At 44.3% G+C, this 20163-nt stretch carries 18 protein-coding genes; all 18 read left to right on the forward strand.

What is annotated here, in order from left to right; genetic code table 11:
- Nucleotides 1–98 precede the first annotated feature (98 nt).
- The 18 genes from sspA to AB4298_RS20315 all read left to right on the forward strand — a co-directional run bounded on the left by sspA (nt 99) and on the right by AB4298_RS20315 (nt 20054).
- The gene (gene sspA / locus AB4298_RS20230) at nt 99–728 is read left to right on the forward strand and encodes a stringent starvation protein SspA (RefSeq protein WP_012156731.1); all 630 of its coding nucleotides are present in this window, start codon (nt 99–101) and stop codon (nt 726–728) included.
- Nucleotides 728–1204: a ClpXP protease specificity-enhancing factor gene (locus tag AB4298_RS20235; protein WP_371988153.1), complete on the forward strand. Its 477-nt coding sequence runs from the start codon at nt 728–730 to the stop codon at nt 1202–1204. The genes sspA and AB4298_RS20235 overlap by 1 nt, the downstream gene beginning before the upstream one ends.
- A gap of 384 nt (nt 1205–1588) precedes the next feature.
- A complete protein-coding gene (locus tag AB4298_RS20240) occupies nt 1589–3625 on the forward strand; it encodes a TonB-dependent receptor plug domain-containing protein (protein WP_371988154.1) in 2037 nt (678 codons plus the stop codon).
- A gap of 9 nt (nt 3626–3634) precedes the next feature.
- The gene (locus AB4298_RS20245; protein ID WP_371988155.1) at nt 3635–4633 is read left to right on the forward strand and encodes an ABC transporter substrate-binding protein; all 999 of its coding nucleotides are present in this window, start codon (nt 3635–3637) and stop codon (nt 4631–4633) included.
- Nucleotides 4624–5670, forward strand: coding sequence for a FecCD family ABC transporter permease (locus AB4298_RS20250; protein WP_371988157.1), 1047 nt, complete (start codon nt 4624–4626; stop codon nt 5668–5670). Before AB4298_RS20245 ends, AB4298_RS20250 begins: the two co-directional genes overlap by 10 nt.
- Nucleotides 5670–7004 carry an ATP-binding cassette domain-containing protein gene (locus AB4298_RS20255; RefSeq protein WP_371988158.1) on the forward strand — a complete coding sequence of 445 codons (1335 nt, stop codon included), beginning with the start codon at nt 5670–5672 and terminating at the stop codon, nt 7002–7004. Before AB4298_RS20250 ends, AB4298_RS20255 begins: the two co-directional genes overlap by 1 nt.
- Entirely contained in the window at nt 7001–7693 is a 693-nt protein-coding gene (locus AB4298_RS20260; RefSeq protein ID WP_371988159.1) for a hypothetical protein, read from the forward strand. Before AB4298_RS20255 ends, AB4298_RS20260 begins: the two co-directional genes overlap by 4 nt.
- A complete protein-coding gene (locus AB4298_RS20265; RefSeq protein WP_371988160.1) occupies nt 7690–8517 on the forward strand; it encodes a hypothetical protein in 828 nt (275 codons plus the stop codon). Before AB4298_RS20260 ends, AB4298_RS20265 begins: the two co-directional genes overlap by 4 nt.
- Nucleotides 8511–9299, forward strand: a complete 789-nt coding sequence (locus tag AB4298_RS20270) for a DUF3450 domain-containing protein (protein WP_371988161.1) — start codon at nt 8511–8513, stop codon at nt 9297–9299. The genes AB4298_RS20265 and AB4298_RS20270 overlap by 7 nt, the downstream gene beginning before the upstream one ends.
- Nucleotides 9296–10705, forward strand: coding sequence for a MotA/TolQ/ExbB proton channel family protein (locus AB4298_RS20275; RefSeq protein WP_371988163.1), 1410 nt, complete (start codon nt 9296–9298; stop codon nt 10703–10705). Before AB4298_RS20270 ends, AB4298_RS20275 begins: the two co-directional genes overlap by 4 nt.
- Nucleotides 10692–11210 (forward strand): MotA/TolQ/ExbB proton channel family protein, encoded by a 519-nt coding sequence (locus AB4298_RS20280; protein WP_371988164.1) that lies wholly within the window; start codon nt 10692–10694, stop codon nt 11208–11210. Before AB4298_RS20275 ends, AB4298_RS20280 begins: the two co-directional genes overlap by 14 nt.
- Complete coding sequence (locus tag AB4298_RS20285) at nt 11203–11604, forward strand: ExbD/TolR family protein (protein WP_249000754.1); 402 nt, start codon at nt 11203–11205, stop codon at nt 11602–11604. Before AB4298_RS20280 ends, AB4298_RS20285 begins: the two co-directional genes overlap by 8 nt.
- Nucleotides 11604–12245, forward strand: coding sequence for an energy transducer TonB (locus tag AB4298_RS20290; RefSeq protein WP_371988166.1), 642 nt, complete (start codon nt 11604–11606; stop codon nt 12243–12245). The genes AB4298_RS20285 and AB4298_RS20290 overlap by 1 nt, the downstream gene beginning before the upstream one ends.
- Before the next feature lie 2 nt (nt 12246–12247).
- A complete protein-coding gene (locus tag AB4298_RS20295; protein ID WP_249000756.1) occupies nt 12248–13501 on the forward strand; it encodes a tetratricopeptide repeat protein in 1254 nt (417 codons plus the stop codon).
- A gap of 138 nt (nt 13502–13639) precedes the next feature.
- Nucleotides 13640–14212, forward strand: coding sequence for an anthranilate synthase component II (locus tag AB4298_RS20300; RefSeq protein WP_371988179.1), 573 nt, complete (start codon nt 13640–13642; stop codon nt 14210–14212).
- Between the two features lie 184 nt (nt 14213–14396).
- Nucleotides 14397–16880: a S9 family peptidase gene (locus tag AB4298_RS20305; protein WP_371988167.1), complete on the forward strand. Its 2484-nt coding sequence runs from the start codon at nt 14397–14399 to the stop codon at nt 16878–16880.
- 165 nt (nt 16881–17045) lie between these two features.
- Nucleotides 17046–18188, forward strand: a complete 1143-nt coding sequence (locus tag AB4298_RS20310; RefSeq protein WP_371988168.1) for an HDOD domain-containing protein — start codon at nt 17046–17048, stop codon at nt 18186–18188.
- Nucleotides 18189–18836: 648 nt separating this feature from the next.
- On the forward strand, nt 18837–20054 hold the full coding sequence (locus AB4298_RS20315; RefSeq protein WP_249000759.1) for an aspartate aminotransferase family protein: 1218 nt from the start codon (nt 18837–18839) through the stop codon (nt 20052–20054).
- Nucleotides 20055–20163: the final 109 nt, after the last annotated feature.

The raw sequence follows: 20163 nt of genomic DNA on the forward strand, positions 1-20163 counted from the left end.
GGTTAGAATGTATTATCCGCAAATTCTAAACGAGGAGCCTTGCTCCTCGTTTGTGTTTGCATTTTTTGCTTTTGATTTGTGAATCCCGGAGGGTATCAATGGCTGTTGCTGCCAACAAACGCTCAATCATGACCCTGTATTCAGGTGCAGACGACCTTTATAGCCATCAAGTACGTATCGTACTGGCTGAAAAAGGTGTAACAGTTGATGTTCTACAGGTTGATCCTAATGAGATCCCTGAAGACTTGATCGAGCTTAACCCGTACAACACAGTGCCAACTTTGGTAGACAGAGAGCTAGTACTTTATAATTCTCGTATCATTATGGAATACTTAGATGAGCGTTTCCCTCATCCTCCATTAATGCCTGTTTATCCGGTTTCACGTGGTCAAACTCGTCTTTGGATGCACCGCATCGAAGAAGACTGGTACGCTCTTGTAGAACGTATTCGCAAAGGTGACCGTGCTGATGCGGCTCGTAAAGAGCTTCAAGAAGGTCTTACTGCTATCGCGCCAATCTTTGGTGAAGTGCCTTACTTCATGAGTGAAGAGTTTGGTCTAGCTGATTGCTACTTAGGTCCATTATTGTGGCGTCTACCTGTTCTAGGTATCGAGCTTGATAGCCGTACAGCGAAAGATATCAAAGCTTATATGACACGTCTTTTTGATCGTGAATCATTTAAAGCTTCTTTGACTGAGACTGAGCGCGAAATGCGCATGGGTATCTAATGAAAGAGCTAACCCCGAACCGTCCATACTTGCTGCGGGCTTATTATGACTGGTTGATGGATAACCAGCTAACGCCCCATGTTGTTGTAGATGCCTATGTGCCAGGCACACAAGTGCCACAACAATATGTTAAAGATGGTCAAATTGTGCTTAATATTACCGAGAGTGCTGTAGGTGGACTACAGATCACAAACGAATTTATTGAGTTCAGCGCGCGTTTTGGCGGAGTTCCCCAGCAAGTACTATTGCCGATGGCTTCTATTGTTGCTATCTATGCCAGAGAGAATGGCGCTGGTACCGTCTTCGAAGTTGAAGAAGCATACCAATTAGATGATGAAGTAGAAGACGAAGCCGGCCTTTCAGTTGTCCAAGAGCCAGCTATCAAAGAATCAGATGTTGAAACTAGCGCATCAGAGACCGAAGTTGTTGAGGCTAAAGAGCCAAAACGCCGTGGTCATTTAACCTTGGTTAAATAAATCTGCAGAATTTAGTTTTAAACAGTTTAAAAGCCAGTCTAACGACTGGCTTTTTTGTGGGCGCTATTTGTCAAAATAATCAAAGGTGACTTCTTGGTATTAGGTCTTAACTCTGAACGAGTGCTTTTTACATGGTTAATTTAAGTGTAGACAAATTAGACTAGTCAACTTGTCCTTGTGTGACTAATTGTCCTTTTGTGTGTGTAAGTATATGTCGTTACGTCGTAATTGGTTTTTTATTGGGTGATGTCGGTCTAGAGTTCAGGTTTGCGAATAGTTGAAGCAGGTTATAAAGAATAAGATGTGCGCGAATTTACGGTGAGGCAGACTTTTAACGATGTTGAAGATTTGCAAGCCATTATCACGAGCAGATCGGAGTCTTCGGTGATCAAAACTAGAAATACTAAAATCGCTATTGTCATCAGCACCCTACTATCAAGCCAAGCTGTATTGGCTAATGAAGCTAATGACGTTTTTTCACTTGGTGAAATTGTCGTATCAGAACAAACAGGTGTTAAAGATATTGCTATCAATAACACTATGACAGCAGAGCAAATCGAACTAATCGGTGCCAAAACGGCTGCGGATGCCTTGGACTATGTGCCAGGAGTGCATGTTGCTCAGTCGAGTAAAGGTGAGAAGTTTTTAACCATTCAGGGCTTTGAGCAAGATAAAGTACTTATCTTGCTCGATGGTGTGCCATATTACGAAACTAATTACGGTCAGTTAGATCTTAACCAAATTCCTGCCAATATCATTGCCAAAATTGATGTAGTGAAAGGTGCCTCTTCAGTGCTTTATGGCCCAAATGGCATGGGGGGGGTGGTTAATATTATTACTAAGAAAGGCCAAGAAGGTGTCAGTGGTGATCTTAATGCATCATTTGGACAAATGGGACAAAACTATCAAACAGGGTCTATCAGCTTAGGTAAAGATGGTTTTAGCTTATTTGCATCAGTAGATCACCGTGGTCGTGACGCTATGCGCATGTCTAATGACTTTGAGCCTGTGTTATCTGATATCAAAGATAAGTTTGGTGATTTACCAAAGCAGATGGTTGTTGAAGACGGCGGTAAGCGCGAAAACTCTGCTTATGAATCGACTAACATCTGGGTACGTGGTGGTTACGCCAATGAAAGCACTGAGCTTTTTGCTAGTGTATTCAGCCTAGACTCTGATCGTGAGCTTCCATATAACACCCGTTATAACAAAGTATTTAGTGATTTTAGTAGCTTTGCAGATATCTCTGAATATAAAGATACCGGTATGGATTTAAGCGGCTTGCACCGCGTTAATGATTGGCTAACGGTGCGAGCATTGGGTTATTACCATATGCATAACGACAGCTATGATTCATACGATAATCCAGATAAAGACCTTAAGTTAGCGACAAGTAGTTACAGTGATTACACCGCAGGTGGTGCTCTGTTTACCGATATGGCACTAGCGGATTGGAATAGCTTAAGCCTGTCAGTTAACTATAAAAATGATGTACATAAAAAGAAGAATGTCGCTTACGTTGACGTTGATCGCTCTCACGGATACGAGCGTTCTCAATTAGATACTATTAGTGTAGCAGCTGAAGATACGATGACATTCGGCGCACTAAATGTGGTCGCTGGTATAGCTTGGCATAAACAAACAATTGTAGAAGACCGTGGTCATGATGCGACGCCTGGTGAAGATGGTTCAGATACCTTAGATCCAATGCTTGGTATGAGTTACACCTTTGATAATGCGGGTCTAGTTTATGGTTCTATCGCGCAAAAAACCCGCTTTGCTACTTTCACTGAAATGTTTGACGATACAGGTGCCCGTCATGATCTTAAGCCTGAACGCAACACGAGTTACACCTTAGGCTGGAAAAATGACTTTAGCCATCAGTTGTTAAATAGCGTTGATGTGGGTCTGTTCTATCACGATATCAGTGACAAGATTGTTGAAACTTACCTGCCGGATCCTAATGATCCGGGTTGGGATCTTGAAGTTTACCAAAACATCGGTAAGTCAGAGTTTTACGGTATTGAGATCACGACGCTAAGCCAGCTAACGGAAAATATCAGTTTGTCACTGGATTACACTTATACCCACGCACGTAATAAGAGTGAAAACCGCGACTCAGACTACTTCCGCGATATTCCAAAAGACTCTGTTACAGCGATAGTTAATTGGTATCAGCCTTGGTTAGATATCGATAGTAATCTGCGTATACGCTACCGTACAGATATCCTGATCGATGAACGCTCACAAGAGTGGGAGTCAGACACCTTAACTATCGATATGGGTATTAAGAAGGCGATTACACCGCAGCTTTCTGCTTACGTGAATCTTAATAACTTACTCGATGAGTCACACTACGAAGGATACGGCCAGCCAAACGAAGGCCGCTCTTATGAAGTTGGCGTAAAGTACCGCTTCTAAGGAATAGGAATGTTAAACAGACTATTTAGTGCTGTTGTCATTCTCCTTTGTGGTCTTTCAAGTGTATTGGCAACGCCGATACACTTGGTCGATCAACAAGGCCGTGAGGTCGTGCTTGAAAAGCCAGCCTCACGCATTGTGACGACGTTTACACCTGCAAACCTGTTTGCTCTCAGTCTTGGTCTTGAAGACCAACTAGTAGGAATTGGTGGTAGCACCAAGCACTCGCCATTTATTAATCGTATTTTAGGTGAACGTGATCCTTTAGTGATCGGTAGTCGCTCGGCCGGAACCAGTTTAGAAACCATAGTCGCATTAAAGCCGGATCTCGTTTTAGTCTTTGGTAAAAAAGATGGCTACCGATTGGCAGACCGTCTTACCTCATTAGGTATTGCTAGCTTAGTTATTCAGCCTGAAAGCTTTAAAGACAGTGAGGTTGTGCTTTCGTTATTGGCAAAAGCTACAGGCACTGAGGACAAAGCGGCTAAGATCGCGGCTGAGAACCAGCGATTGGCTGAGATTATTCAAACTGGTTTGAAAGGACTTACTGATGATCAACGCCTACGTGCATATTACGCCAACAGTTCAGATCTATACCGCACCGCCAGTGAGCAGATGTTTCAACATCAGCTAATGGCTGTTGCTGGTCTTAAAAACGTCGCTACTGGCGTGCCAGGCTTCTACCCTAAAGTGAATGCAGAGCAGTTACTACTTTGGCAACCACAACTGCTAGTGCGCGAATCCAATGACTCAACCAAAGTGGATGAGCAACTTAAAAAGTCATTGATGACACAAATTGCTGAGCTACCGCAGATAAAAATACCTAAGGGCAGCTTCTGGGATATGCCGTCTCCTATGGCAATGGCAGGAGCACTGTATCTTGCTGCTAATGCTTATCCTGAACAATTTAAAAATATCGATTTAGACGCCGAAATGGCCCACTACTATCAAGTGGCTTTTGGCGATGCTTGCCTGTCTCCGCTACAAGAGACTAGTCAATGTTTGTAGCCAAAGGACGCACGTTTCAGCCAGTTCAATGGCTGGGCATTGCCATTGTGGTTGGATTGGTGGGCCTTTGCGCTGGACGTTTTTCGATTAACCCAAGCGACTTATTCAGCGCAATTCAAAAACTGCCGTCAGTATTGAGTAGCTTAATACTTACAGGGCAAGTGCCAAATGACTTAACCCAAGAAGAGCGTGTCATTTTGCTGATCCGTTTTCCGCGTTTATTAACCGCTCTGATTGTAGGTGCAGGACTAGCTGTATCTGGCGCCGTGTATCAAGGGGTGTTTCGTAACCCTTTGGTGTCGCCCGATATTCTTGGCGTCGCATCTGGCTGTATGTTTGGTGCAGCTATGGGGTTGATTTTACCGGGCAGTAGTTGGTTGATGGTGCAGTTACTGGCATTTGTTTGCGGACTCGCAGCAGCATGTGCGGCGATGTTTATGGCCAAGCGCTTTGGTAGTAACAGTCTGCTATTGATGATTATGACCGGCATTATTGTTGGCTCTATATTTGGGGCAGGGCTAACCATGTTAAAAGCCTTAGCCGATCCTTATGGTGAGTTACCTGCGATTGTATTTTGGCTAATGGGTTCACTCTCGGTTAGTAGCTGGAGCACTGTCGCGCAACTTATTGTGCCTGTGGCTTTAGGTTATGGGTTAATCCATACACTGCGCTACCGCCTCAATGTATTGTGCTTAGGAGATCACCAGTGTCGCAGTCTTGGGGTCGAGCCAGCAAGACTGCGTATGGTGCTGATTGTGATTAGCTCGTTTATTGTGGCTTCATGTGTCGCAACAGTAGGTTCAGTGGCTTGGATCGGCTTAGTGGTACCACATATGGTGCGAACCTTCACTGGCGCTAACAATATGCGACTTATTCCTCTATCAACTGCAGTTGGCGCCATGTTTTTACTGCTAGCAGATAGCGTCGCAAGGGCAAGCTTTAGCATGGAGATCCCCATTGGCATTGTGACCTCGCTAGTTGGTGCACCTCTGTTTGCTTTCTTGCTGTTTCGTTTTCGTCAGGGAGGCGCGTATTAATGCTAGCTGTTGAAAATATCAGTTATCGAGTTGCTGACAAAGTCCTGTTGCAAGACGTGAGTTTTGAGTTAGCTGCTGGCGAGTTTTTGGCTGTTTTAGGCGCTAACGGCGCTGGCAAAACGACACTTATGAACTGCCTTTGTGGTTTGAATCCGCCGAGTCAAGGTCAAGTTAGTCTTAACTCTCGCTCTTTGAATCAAATGAGTCGCGCAGAGCTCGCGCAGCAGATGGCTTTGGTACCTCAGCAACAAGAAACCGCCTTTGCATTTACTGCACTTGAGATGGTGGTGATGGGGCGTACGCCGTTTTTGTCAACTTTTGAGTCCCCGTCAGAGCAAGATATCCAAGATGCTAAAAGAGTTATGCAGTTACTCGATATTGGCGGCTTAGCTAAGGCGGATTACAACCGTTTATCAGGTGGCGAGCGTCAGCTTGTACTGTTAGCCAGAGCGCTGTTTCAAAGTGAGCAATTGTTGCTACTCGATGAGCCGACTAACCATCTTGATTATCGCAATAAATTTCAAATCCTTTCTCAGGTCAAACGCAGCTGCGTTGAATCCAACACCGCAGTGATTGCCATTTTACACGACCCCAATTTAGCGCAGCTTTACGCAGATAAAGTGATGTTATTAGAGCATGGCAAGGTATTGGATTACGGCGAACGTAGTGCCGTTATGACCAGTAAAAATATTAGTCGACTGTATGGCTTGGCTACGGCCAGTTATCAAGTCGCCTCGCAGGAGTTTTTTATGCCGCAAAATGTATTGGGGTTGAGTTTAAGCAAAGTGCTAATTGTTACCGGTGAAAGTGGTAGTGGTAAAACCACCGCTTTAACTGCACTTATTGAGCAGTGTCAACAAAAACAGCTGCCATTAAAAGGCATGCTATGCCCTGGTGTGATGAAAGATGGTCGTCGTTTTAGTAGCGATATTGTCGATATAGCGACAGGAGAACGCTGTCTATTTGGTCATCGTACTGGTGTGCTAGATAAAAAAACGGGTACTCGATTTAGTTTCACTGAAGCCGGATTAGCCCTAGGTTTGCAGGCCCTTGAGCATAATAACTTTAATCAAGGTGATATCTGTATTGTCGATGAAATTGGGCCGATGGAGCTTGGTGGTCAAGGTTTTGGTAAGCAAATCGCGCCATTACTTGCAGTGGCAAATAGCCGTCATATTTGGGTGGTGCGTCCAAACTTGATTGAGCAAGTTTGTCGCCATTGGTCGCTGCTTAATCCTGAGGTGATTGATATTGAAGATGCGCATTTACCACAAAAGCTTATGCAGTTTATCAACGCTGATAATGCAGCCTCATTAAGTGAGCAAAGCCAATGAACGATGTCAGTTTGAATCAAACGAGTTCACTTGAACAGAGCTTTATCGCTGCGCGTCTCGCAGGGTTAGTATTGCTAGCTTTGTCGGTAATGACGCTTATCTTAGTCAATGCCAATAGCCTATTATTCCCCGGAAGTAGTGTAACGACTTATCTTGTGGTGACTGCTCTTGTTAGCTCATTGGCAGTTTGTATCTTGCCGATCCGCAGTCGCTTGCAAGCTCGATATGCCTGGATAGTAAGTAGCTTAGCGTTACTACTACTTATTTACAGTAAAACCCTGGAGCCGCCAATGGGTGACAGCGCCATGCTGACATCTTTATGGGCGCAGCTGTTCTTTCTTTCTCGGCCTATTGCACTTGGCTTGGCTATCGCAGCAGGTGTTGGTTACTTATTGCATGCATTTGGTCGTGATGCGCGATTAGAGAGTCATAGTCATCTATTGAGTCTGCTTGCTGGCACAGCGTTTCTTGGCGGTGAAATCGCGGGTAGCTACTGGGCGTTTATTGGTTGGGGGCGCAGCTGGAGTTGGAGTGGTCACTTCTTTTTCTCGGCGCTGACGTATCTGTTATTTATCTTAGTATTTCACTTACCAAAAGCTTGGTTTGCTAATGGCAAAGCGCTGGCGTTAGGTAAGGCCGCAGTGCTTGGCTTTATTTGTGTATTGATGTTGGGGTATCGCTTGTCATGACTATGAACTGGTTGTTTTCAATGCGCTTAGCTTTTGTATTGCTACTGCTGCTGTCAGTGTGGTTTGCGCTTGGCGTTGCGATGAGTGAACAAGATGTTTACCGCCAAGTACTGCGCTCACTGAATGATTTACCTATGTCGCAGTGGATACAAAGCTTAGCGACGGTGCCTATTGTGGCTAGTTGGCTGGCAGGGCTATTTGGGTTGATGTTTCTACTTGGATTAAACACTGCACTTTGCTCTTGGCGTGATCTGCTACCAACTTGGCGGCATAAGCGCTGGCGTAGCCCACGGATCATGATGCTACCGATCCACATCCTAACCCTGTTGGTGTTTATCTTCCACGGTGTCGACTTAGTGTTTATTCATGGCCACGACAGTGTTGTGCTGCATCAAGGTGAGCGTTTTAACAGTGGTCGATACCAAATTGAGTTAGTCAAAGTCGATTATCGCAATGATGTTAGCCAAATCATCGAAGATGAAGCAGGTTTTAGCCCGGCAGGACGTATAACACGCCGCAGCGTAGAGGTATTCGATCCGCGGATTAATAACGCTTACTTTGAGATAAGTAATGGCGAGCAAAAAGTCAGTGGTCATGCAGGCTTCTTACGCCCATTTAAATGGAATGATCTGTATCTCACTGTGACAGACTTTAGCGTGCCGTATCAGCAAGAGGCCAAAGGCGTTCAAGTGAAGCTGTTAGCGGTACATAACCCGCTAATTAACTATTTCTTTATCTGTTATTGCCTATTACTGGTGAGTCTATTGTTGCAAGGACTGGTGTTTTGGCGTCGCTCAATTAAAAAAGGGAGCCGCAAATGCTAGCTCGAATTTATATCAGTTTACTCGCCGCTTTTAGTGTATTACCGCTGGTGGTAAATGCGACTTCGGTTGTAAGTGATGACTCTACCAGCCAGTTAGCTGAGCGCTGGCGCGAGCAAATACTGCAACCTGTGGCGCAATCGGTGCAGCTGGGCGAAGAGGCGGCTGCATGGCAACAGGAAAAAGCGCAGTCGCTATCACAGCAACAACAAGACTTAGGTGAGCTTTATTGGACTGAGTATCAGTTGCAAAAGCAGCAAAGGTACTTAGCATCATTGCAAGCTGAGGTTTCACAGTTGCAGCAAGACATTGCCACGATAAGCGCATTAAAGCAGGAGCTCGAGCCACAGCTTGAGATCTGGTATGCCATGTTGGAGCGTCAAGTGAGCAGCGATCTTCCGTTTGACTTTGATGAGCGTAAGCGTCGCTTAGCATTTTTACGTACTGCAATGGATAGCCATGATCTGCCATTAGCCGAGCGTTTTAGACGGCTCCTTGATGTGATGACCATCGAGGTTGCTTATGGCTATGGACAGCAGTTGACTCAAGAGATTATCGCAATCGATGAGCAACCAGTGCAGGTTAACTTATTGCGACTAGGACGTTTATCTTGGTTTTATATTACCCCTGATGAGCAACATTTAGGTTGGTTTGATAATCAGTCTCGCCAGTGGCGGCCGTTAGCTGTTGAGCTACAAGGTGACATTAAATTAGCCATGGCAATTACTGCTAATAAGCAGGTGGCGCAGATTGTGAACCTTCCACTAGGAGGGCAAGAACAATGAGAACTGTGATTGCAATTTTACTATTTAGCGCCTCTATTCAAGCTTTTGCCCAAGCTCAAGTTGTTGCAGATATTACAGCGACTAAGCAGGCTGCTAATTATCAGCAGCAAAAGGCACAAATTGATAAGCGAGCGGCTGATATCCGTCAGCAAAATAGCGCTTGGGATCATCAATTAAAACAAGAGATCGATGAGGTCAAATCCAACCAACAAGCGTTAAGCGCAAGGTTAGCCAGTAAACGCGCACAGCTCACAGCATTAAATGAGCAACTCGTCGTGCTTAATCAGCAAAAGCTGCAATTAACCAGCAGTTATCAACTTGCTGTTGACGATATGCAACTGGTTCAAGGGGCATACCAAAAAGCGTTGAGTAGCTTATCGCAGCAATGGCTGCAAAGTCCTACCAGCTTAACTGAAGTGCAGCGAGGGCAAAGTTTAGCTGTCGCTAAGGCAAGTTCCGGTTTTCCAAGCTTGTCACAGCTCAATGAGCTTATCAGTTACGCCGTTGATGATATGCAGATGACAGCACAAGTTGGCCGTGCTTCTACAGCAATAAGCCAAGCAGATGGCAGTGTTAGCACACAAGAGCTACGAGTATTTGGCGGTTTAATGGCCGTAACCGATACGGATTTACCTAGCTTTATTGCCTTTACAGACAAACTACCTACCGCAATTACGCCTGTTGATACCGATGTTAGCAAGCAGCTAAGAGCATGGTTAGATGGTGAAACTCAACTATTGGCGATGGACTTAAGCCAAGGCCGGATGTTGCCAAGCTTGGCGAAAAAGCAAAGTCTTGTCCAATGGATAAAAAATGGTGGCGAAGTGTTGTGGCCAATTCTTATTTTAGCTGCGCTTGGCTTACTGATAGCCCTCTGGCGTGCGGTTGTCTTACTGTATTGGCGACCTTTAGCTCAGCTTCAAGACGATGATGGCGCTAAAGTGGATTTGCTAACGGTTAAGCAGCAGCTTCAGAGTGTGTCTCGAGTACCCGCAGCGAAAGTGCTAGCGAGTGCCATTGTTGAAGGTAGCGGTGTTGACGCAATGGATCAGCGGCTTAAGCAGTTGATGCTGAAACAGATGGCGCAGTTTGAACGAGGTCTTGGCTTTATTGCGCTGCTTGCTGCCATGGCACCAATGCTAGGTTTGTTAGGAACGGTTTCCGGCATGATTGAAACTTTCCAATCACTCACAGAGTTTGGCAATAGCGACCCTAAGTTGTTGTCGCAAGGGATCAGTAAAGCACTGATTACCACTCAAGCAGGTTTGCTGGTGGCACTGCCTCTGTTATTGCTGCATTACCCGTTAAAGCGCCGCGCTCAAGCTTTAAGTTTGAATATGGAGCAGCAATCAGCCTTGTTACTGGCGCTCAACCTTGAACAAGGGGAAGGTCATGGCTCAAAGTAGTTCGATGCAGTCATTAGAGCAATTTGTTCATGCTGTTTTAGGCTTTATTGAGCTAGGCGGCATAGTGATGTGGCCGCTATTTATCTGTTGTTTATGGATGTTGTGGTTAGTCAGTCGTGCCTTATTTAAAGAGCCTAGCCTTGGTGTGGAGCAAAGTGGCCAAACAACCGAGTGTGAATGGCTTAATCAACGCTTGCGCTTGTTAGCACTAAGACAGGCACAGGCTCAGCAGTATGGCGATCTTCAAGGGGTTAAGTTACTTGCTATGGTGGCACCATTATTAGGTTTGCTTGGTACTGTGAGCGGAATGATCGCCATGTTTGATGCGGGAGCTAATTATGGTTTTCACGATCCGGCGGTGATCTCTGCCGGGATCTCTATGGCGATGGTGACCACGCAAACCGGTTTGTTTGTCGGCTTAACTGGCGCCATATTAGCCTTTTCGTGGCAGCGAAAGCTAAATCGGGTTGATATTCATTTATTAGCAGGAGGCGCTAATGCTTAGCGATCGATTTAGACAAGATAAAGATCCTGAAATTAACATGACGCCTATGCTCGATGTGGTGTTTATTTTGTTGATCTTCTTTATTGTATCGACCAACTTTGTGCAGCAAGCATCAGTTGAGATCAAACGCCCTCAAGCCAGCACGGCAACCAGTGTTGATGGCAGTCCTATTGTGGTCACGCTCGATACTACTGGTCGAGTCTACTTTGAGTCGAAAGAGATCGATATTTACTATCTGCCGGGAAAGCTGCAACAAATTGCGACTCAAACGCCGAAAGCAAAGCTGCTGGTGGTCGCTGATACCAACTGCCCAACAGGGGTAACTATTAAGGTACTCGATATCGCTAAGCAAGCTGGCATTAGTTTTAGCTCTGTCGCGTCAGAGATCCACTAATGGGCGCAGTGCAATTAAAAGCTATTGGGGTTAAGTCTGTAAGGCTTATCTTATCGGTAATGGCAACAATTTTACTTTGTTACTATTTGCCAAATAGTCTCAATCAAAGCCAAGCAGTAGGGCTGTTGAGTCAGCAGATTGAGCCACAGCCATTACCTTTGCTACCGCCAGATAAACCGCGTCAATCTGAACCTGAAAAAGTACAGTCAAAACCGGTAACTGCAAGTGCGGTAACGCCTGTTTCAACCAGTATGCCGATTATGCCAACGGTTGCCGATATGCCGCTGCAAGTGCCAGTAATGGCAACCCCAGCATTAAATGGCTTGAGTTTACCTAGCATTGCACCAGTAATTGCTGGGATTAAAGATGTTGATAAAGCGCCTGAATTACTACGCTTTATTCAGCCAAAAATGCCAGTCGCTGGTCGCAAATTTAAGCAAGGCGGCAAAGTATTATTAAGGTTAATCGTCGAAGCTGATGGCGTAGTGAGTCAGGCTGAGGTGTTAGAGGCAGAGCCCAAACAAGTATTTGATCAATCTGCTATAGATGCAGCGCGTAAATGGCGCTTTAAGCCTGCGGTATTAGCAGGAGAAGCAGTTAAGGTGTTTGTTGATGTACCGATTAATTTCAAGGTGAGTTAGTGATGACGCGTATTCAGCACCTCGCATTTGCGCTTCTATTCAGTGGGTCTTTAGTGAGTTTTTACAGCCATTCTCAACAAGGGGAAAAGGCAGACCAAGGGCGCTCACTGAATCGATTTGAGTCTAACTTGCTTAATAAAGCTAGTGTATTGCTAGAGCGCAGCGACTTTGATGCCGCGCTAATTATGATGGAGCCATTACTTGATCAAGAAACCCCGCACCCGACGGTATTTCAATATGCCTGTAAAACCATGGTCGATACAGGTGCAGAAGCTAAGGCGTTAACTTGTTGGCTGCGCGGCTATAAGCTATATCCTCAGGAGGCGAATATTGCGATTAACTTAGCTCATGCTCAGTTCGAGCTTGAGCATTATAAGGTGGCGCTTGCCAGTTTAAGCGACTTGGATCTATCAACTTTAGATGAGCCTATTTCTGCTCAAGTGCGTTATATGCGTGGCTACGCGTACTACCAACTAGCGCAATATCAAGCGGTGTTAATCGAGTTACAAAATCGTGATATCAAGCTGCATTGGTGGCCGCTGATTAGCTATAGCCAACTGGCGCAGGAGCAATGGCAAGCAGCAAAAGAGAGTGCCCAGCAATGGTTAACGTTAGAGCCTGCTAATCGCAGTGCATGGCAAGTCTTAATGCGCAGTGAGCTGGGGTTAAATCACCCTGTTGAAGCTGCTGTTGCTAATGATATCGCTGCAAACTTGCAGGAACATAATCATAGCGGGTCTACACTAGACAGTATCGGGCTGCTGGCTCAGATTAAAGCCTATAATTTAGCCGCAAGATGCACCAAATTTGCTCATCCAAAAGCTAATCGTGAAGAGTTTGACGCAACAGATTTAGGCTGTGCACAATATGCTTGGTTATCAGGGCGCTACCAGCAGTCGTTAGACATGTTGATGCAGTTTGATATGAGCAAACAAAACCAGCAGCATGATAACTTTTATATGCTACAAGGCCAGCTATTTGCGGGGCTAAAACAAGGTGATAAGGCGCGCAGTGCATGGGCTAAAGTCGGTTTGCAATCATTGCCATTAGGTAGTGCGGCTGAAATAAAGCATGCCCGTCAGCGCCGCAATGAACTACAAGGACAGGCTTTGTTATTAATAGGGCAAAGTTATTGGTTAGAAGGGCTGTGGCCAGAGGCACAGGCGAGCTACAGGAAGCTTGCGCAAACACCGGGGTTTGCAACGTTAGCGGCAGCTTTTAGCCAAAGGTTAACAGCCTTAGTGTTGTTTGAATAGAAACTCAGATGATCAAAGCGGGTGGCTGTGATAGCATCTGCGCCCAAATCATCCATATTTAGTTTTATTGCTCTGCCATGGCAATTGGCCTTTTAGGTGGAAACAAATAAAACCAGCAACATAGGTTCTTGGATCTTTATGATCTTAATGATCGACAATTACGACTCATTCACCTTTAATTTGGTGCAGTATTTTCAGCAGCTTGGACAAGATATTCTAGTTAAGCGCAATGATGAAATTACCATTGATGAGATAGAGTCTCTCGCGCCCAGCCATATTGTTATTTCCCCTGGCCCATGTACGCCTAACGAGGCCGGATTATCGCTGTCTATCATTAAATACTTTGCTGGCGAGCTACCAATTTTAGGCGTTTGCCTTGGACATCAAGCGCTTGCGCAAGTTTTTGGTGCTAACGTGGTTCGAGCCAAGCGAGTAATGCATGGTAAAACCAGTGCCATAACCCACAACAATAGTGGCTTATTTAGTGGCTTAGCTAATCCGCTAACTGTTACCCGTTATCATTCCTTATTGGTCGATGCTATTCCACATGGCTTTGTGCTGGATGCATGGTTTGATGATGAAGTGCATGGCCGTGAGATCATGGCGATGAGCATGCCTGTCAAAAAGATCTATGGCGTACAGTTTCATCCTGAATCTATTCTTACCCAGCAGGGTCATGAACTCTTAGCGAATTTTATTAAGATTCGCTAAGCCGCTTTTGTGCCTCACTCTTAAACTCTGGCTAGCTTTCTATACTGAATGTACTGTTAGCAAATTTTAGCTAAATTCATTAAAACGCTACCATCTGTTACAAATTTTACAGCCTTTTCGAGTAATCCCGTTGCTAAAGTGTGGTATAAAAGTCCGAAAAAATACCAATAATAAAGGGATGGATATGAAAAGCGTCATTCGTCATTTCGGCTTTAGTGCACTATCACTAGCTGTATTAGCGGGTTGCGGGGCAACGGCTTCCGTTTCACCTGAGCAAGCGACTAACCAAACTACCAACCAAATAGCCTTATCGGCACCGCCTCAAGTAGACCAAGCGTTAACTCTAAACCAAATCATGGCTAACCCAGATTGGATGGGTTTATTGGCTAAAGGCGCTTATTGGAGTGATGACGGTCAGTCAATTTACTTTGCAAGACAAGCACACGGTGCACCAACTAAAACCTATTATCAGCAAAGTATTGATGGTACCGCTGCAAGCGAACTGGCGTTAAATCAACTGCATAGCGCAGATCAACGTCGTGCTGTATTAAACAATGACAAGACGCGTAAAGCCTATATTTATCAAGGTAACTTGTTCGCCAAAGATCTCAACAGCGGTAAAGTGGTTCAACTTACGCGTCAAAATACCGCTATTGATGGTGTGCGCTTTCTAAATAATGGTGATATCGCATACTGGCAAGGCGATAATATTTTCAAGATCCACCAAGACTCAGGTTTGTTAGAAGAGATCGCCAACATCAAGATGGCTGCAGAGCCTAAAGGTGTGCAAGAGCCATCAAGCTACATTGCCAAGCAGCAGCATAGACTGATCCAATACGTCGCCATGCAGCAAGATAACGCCAAAGCAAAACAAGACTATAGAGCAGAGCTTGCCAAAGCTGATCCGACTATGTCGGCTAAGACTTGGTATTTGGGTGATGCCGAGGTTGTTACTAATTTGAGCCTGTCACCAGATGGCCGCTATGTGATTGTGGCACTAAAGGATAAGAATTACAGCTGGCGCAGCGATCACGACATTATGCCTAACTACTTAGGTAGAGACGGTTATGTTGATGCTGTGCCTGCACGTGCTCGTGTCGCTGAAGACAAAAATCCAGGTGAACGTTTGGTATTGTTAGATTTAGATACTCACACTAAAAAAGACATTACCATCGAAGGCTTAACAGGTTTTGATGAAGATGTCCTCGCAGCAGTAAAAGCCGAGAATGCCAAAGCGAAAGGTGAGATATACGACAGTGAAAAAGCGCCACGTAATCTACAATTGATGCAAGATTGGGGTTGGACTCAAAGTGCTATTCAGTGGTCTGAGTCTGGTGAAAAAGTCGCGGTAATGCTTGAAGCGGTAGATAATAAAGACCGTTGGATAGCCACTGTTAATTTTGATAAAGCGAGCTTAACTACTCAGCATCGCCTGCACGATGATGCTTGGGTGAACTATAACTTTAACCAGTATGGTTGGTTACCAAATAGCGATAGCTTGTATTACCTATCGGAAGAAACAGGCTTTTCACATATTTACCTTAAAGAGCAAGGTGAAAAACCACAAGCACTGACTAAAGGTAAGTTTGTGGTGAGTGATATCACCTTAGGCCCTAAAGCGCAGTATATTTACTACAAGGCAAACAAGACTCACCCTGGCATTGATAACGTTTACCGCGTTGAAATTGCTACCGGTAAGGATGAGCAGTTAACCCAGTGGCAAGGTCAGCTAAATTACACTTTAAGCCCTGATGGTAGCGCACTGCTATTAAATGCATCGACTCGTATTCAGCCTGCAGAATTGTTTGTACAGCCAATTGGTGGTGAGCTTAAGCAGCTAACAAACTACACCAGTGAAGCGTTTAAGAATTATGCATGGCAAGCGCCGGAAGTCGTCGCTGTACCTTCAAGTCATGGTGCGGGTGAGGTTTATGCGCGAGTCTATGTGCCGCAAGGTTACAGTAAAGACAACGCTGATAAATATCCTGCGGTTATCTTTAACCATGGTGCAGGTTATCTACAAAATGCGCATTACGGATTCTCGGGATACTTCAGAGAGTTTATGTTCCATAACCTATTAGCACAGCAAGGCTATGTGGTAATGGATATGGATTTTAGAGGCTCAAAAGGCTATGGTCGCGATTGGCGCACAGCTGTATATCGTCAAATGGGCACGCCAGAAGTTGAAGATCTAAAAGATGGCGTTAATTGGATGGCGGCTAACGTTAATGTTGATGCCGGCAAAGTAGGCACTTATGGTGGCTCTTACGGTGGCTTCTTGACCTTTATGGCGCTGTTTAATGAGCCAGAGTTATTCCAAGCGGGCGCAGCGTTGCGTCCTGTGACTGACTGGGCCCATTACAATGCACCATATACCTCGAATATCTTGAATACACCTGATGTTGACCCAATCGCCTATGAGCGTAGCTCGCCGATTGAACATGCTGACGGCTTACAAAAGCCACTGTTGATTATGAGTGGTGTATTGGACGACAACGTATTTTTCCAAGATAGTGTGCGTTTGGTGCAGCGTTTAATTGAGCTTGAAAAGCCAATGTTTGAAACTGCGATTTATCCGGTTGAGCCACATGGCTTCCGTCAACCATCAAGCTGGTTAGATGAATACCGTCGCATTCATAAGCTATTTGAACAAGAATTAAAAAAATAGCGATTTAATGTTTGAATACAAAAGGCTCCCAATGGAGCCTTTTTATTTGGCTACTAAATGGCTTAGCGTTAGAAATAAGTGAATGCCTGCTTAATGCAGAAGTTTAGCCAAATTGTTGATTAATAGGTAAACTGAACTCAAGGGATAGATGGAGTAAGTAATTCAGTGGCAATTTCGGTCGCGGGCGGAGTAAAGCCTGCACAAATAATAGATATAGAGCAACGTTTGCTAAAGCGCTTAATCATAGGTAAAGATAAAGCCGCTGCTATGGCTGATGATATCAACGCGGAGCTTGAAGACGATGCGAATAAGCTTGAGATTGAGCGCGAAGCGATTCGTGAGCGTTTAGCTAAGCAAAATCAAGCTACAGCAGTATTTGAAGCTGTATCTAAGCAGCTAATATCCAGCGTGAATACCAACATTGAACACCAACTATCATCACCTGAACAAGTATTGACACAGTCTAAACTTGAGCAAAAGCAGTTAGCATTGCTAGAGCAGCTATATCTAGAGCCAGTTGACTTGGGTAGGGTAAGACAACTGGTTTCGGCACTACCATGGTTAGAACGTGACTTAATCAATATTATTAATAGTTCGACATTTAGGCATCGTAGACCCAAGTCATCCGATGTACAGGTTACAGATATTAAGTTAGCGCTGAACTATATTGGTATTGAAAACCTGCAAGCGCTGATACCTTATTTTTGTTTGCGTAATTTAATGCCAAGTGGTCAAGCGCAAATGTTGTGGTTAAGCCGTAAATTATGGCGCTATGCCATTGTTACCGCTTTAGCTGCACAGGCACTGGCTAAGTTACACGATAAGCCTTCTGCTTTTATTTATAGCTGTAGTCTCATGAGCCAATTGGGAACCACTTGTGTCATAAGTCAGTGTGCAAAAGTATTTGATGATATGTGGAGAGCTTGGTTGAAGGAGGCGAGCGTAAGTCGTGATAAGGCGCTTTTTGATGCCGTTATGGCGACAGAATTTCCCGCTGCCGATGTCTATCAACAAGTATTAATCCACAGTCAGACACTCAATTGGCAATTACTTAGCTTGCTCGATTTTGAACAAAGCCGTCTAGCCAATACGTTTAAGGCGATTGATACCAGTTTAAAATATGCTGATCTTGATGAGGATTCAGCGTTGATTGAGCGAGCAAACTGCTACGCGAAAGTATATTTGCTCAAAGAGGTAGGTTGTATTACCACTGCCGAGTCTAGGCTTATGTTTGACTACTACCAAATAACTGAGCAAGAACAGATACGTTTGAGTGGCCAAAACTTCCGTAAGCTTACATTATTCTAACGCTAGCATTTTATTAACTTGGAGCTGAATAAGTCGTCAATGGAGTCTTGTAAAAGGCTTTAATACATTACTATGGCGGATTATATGTAGGGATATTGTTTCAAACCTTGATGATTTTTTCTCGCGATGCTGATTTTGTCAGCGAATATTTAATGTTTGTTGCTTGAGTTTATTGAAGCATTTTAGACGCTTTATGCAATATAGCTTTACCTAAAAATTATTAACTATTAGAACGATAAAATGATATACAAATTTACTTCCCTTTAGATGCTTATGTTTACAGTATTTCTAAGCTGAATTTTAGTTTTAAAGAACATTAAACTTTAAAAAAAACGTCATAAAAAAGCTAGTTAGTTATTCATTATGTTTGAATAACTAATGTAATTGACGGCTAGGTAACTTTTTTATGACTATTTATGCTCTAAGCCCCGCTATATCTGCTTTGTTAATTCTAAAACTCAAATCTTTATGCAGTGTTTACGCTTTATGCTTGCTTAAACCTTGTTAAAAACTGGTATTTTGATCACATTTTAGCTAATAATGTCCTCCTAGTTAGACAAACAATCGCCATGTCACCTATACAAAAACAAGACATAGAGCGAAATGCGACCAGCAAAAAGGTCGATTAAAGACAAAGGATGAGAAGGAATGAGCGTAAATATGAATCTTACACGTGCCCAATTTGATGAAGTTATGGTGCCTAACTATGCGCCTTCTGCAGTGATCCCTGTTCGTGGTGAAGGTAGTCGAGTTTGGGATCAAGAAGGTAAAGAGTACATCGACTTTGCAGGTGGTATTGCGGTTAACTGTTTAGGTCATTGTCATCCAGCTCTCGTTGGCGCACTTAAGACACAAGGTGAGAAGCTTTGGCATCTTGCTAACGTTATGACTAATGAGCCAGCACTAGAGCTTGCGACTAAATTAGTTGATGCGACATTTGCAGACCGTGTTTATTTTGCAAACTCAGGTGCTGAAGCAAACGAAGCGGCACTAAAGCTCGTTCGTCGTTATGCTATGGATAAGTTTGGTGCTGAAAAAGACCAAATTATTGCATTCGATAAAGCCTTTCACGGCCGTACATTCTTTACTGTTAGCGTAGGTGGTCAAGCCGCTTATTCTGACGGTTTTGGCCCTAAGCCACAGAGCATCACTCATGTTCCTTTCAATGATATCGCGGCACTAGAAGCTGTCTTTTCTGATAAAACTTGTGCAGTAATGATGGAACCACTGCAAGGTGAAGGCGGCATTATCGATGCAGACCCTGAATTCTTAAAAGCGGTACGTGCACTTTGTGATAAGCACAATGCACTATTGGTATTTGATGAAGTGCAAACTGGTGTAGGCCGTCTAGGTGAGCTTTATGCTTACATGCGTGGCGATGTAGTACCTGATGTACTTACTACAGCTAAAGCATTGGGTGGTGGATTCCCTATTGCTGCAATGCTTACCACTAAAGAGATTGCTGATCATCTTAAGATTGGTACTCATGGCTCTACCTACGGTGGTAACCCATTGGCTTGTGCTATCGGTAATGCGGTACTTGACGTTGTTAATACACCTGAAGTATTGAATGGCGTTAAACACCGTGAGCAGTTACTGCGCGACGGTCTGACTAAGATCAATGATAAGTACGATGTATTCTCTGAAATTCGTGGTCAAGGTCTATTGATTGGTGCCGTGGTTAATGAAAAATTCCAAGGACGTGCAAAAGAGTTTTTAGTTGCAGGCATTAACGAAGGCGTAATGAGCCTAGTTGCTGGCGCAAACGTTGTACGCTTTACACCTTCCCTAGTGATCCCTGAAGCCGATATCGCTGAAGGCCTAGCGCGTTTTGAACGTGCTGTTGCTAAAGTGGTTGCAGCCTAATAGGCAAACTGAGTGTTATCAGAGATAGCACTGCTTTTTTGTCTTTAGGATAGCTTGGCACATAGGTTGGTTTAATAATTCAACGAGTCAATGTGCCAGGTGATAGTGA

The organism is Shewanella sp. 10N.261.52.F9 (genome assembly GCF_041471165.1).
Taxonomy (GTDB): Bacteria; Pseudomonadota; Gammaproteobacteria; order Enterobacterales; family Shewanellaceae; genus Shewanella; species Shewanella marinintestina.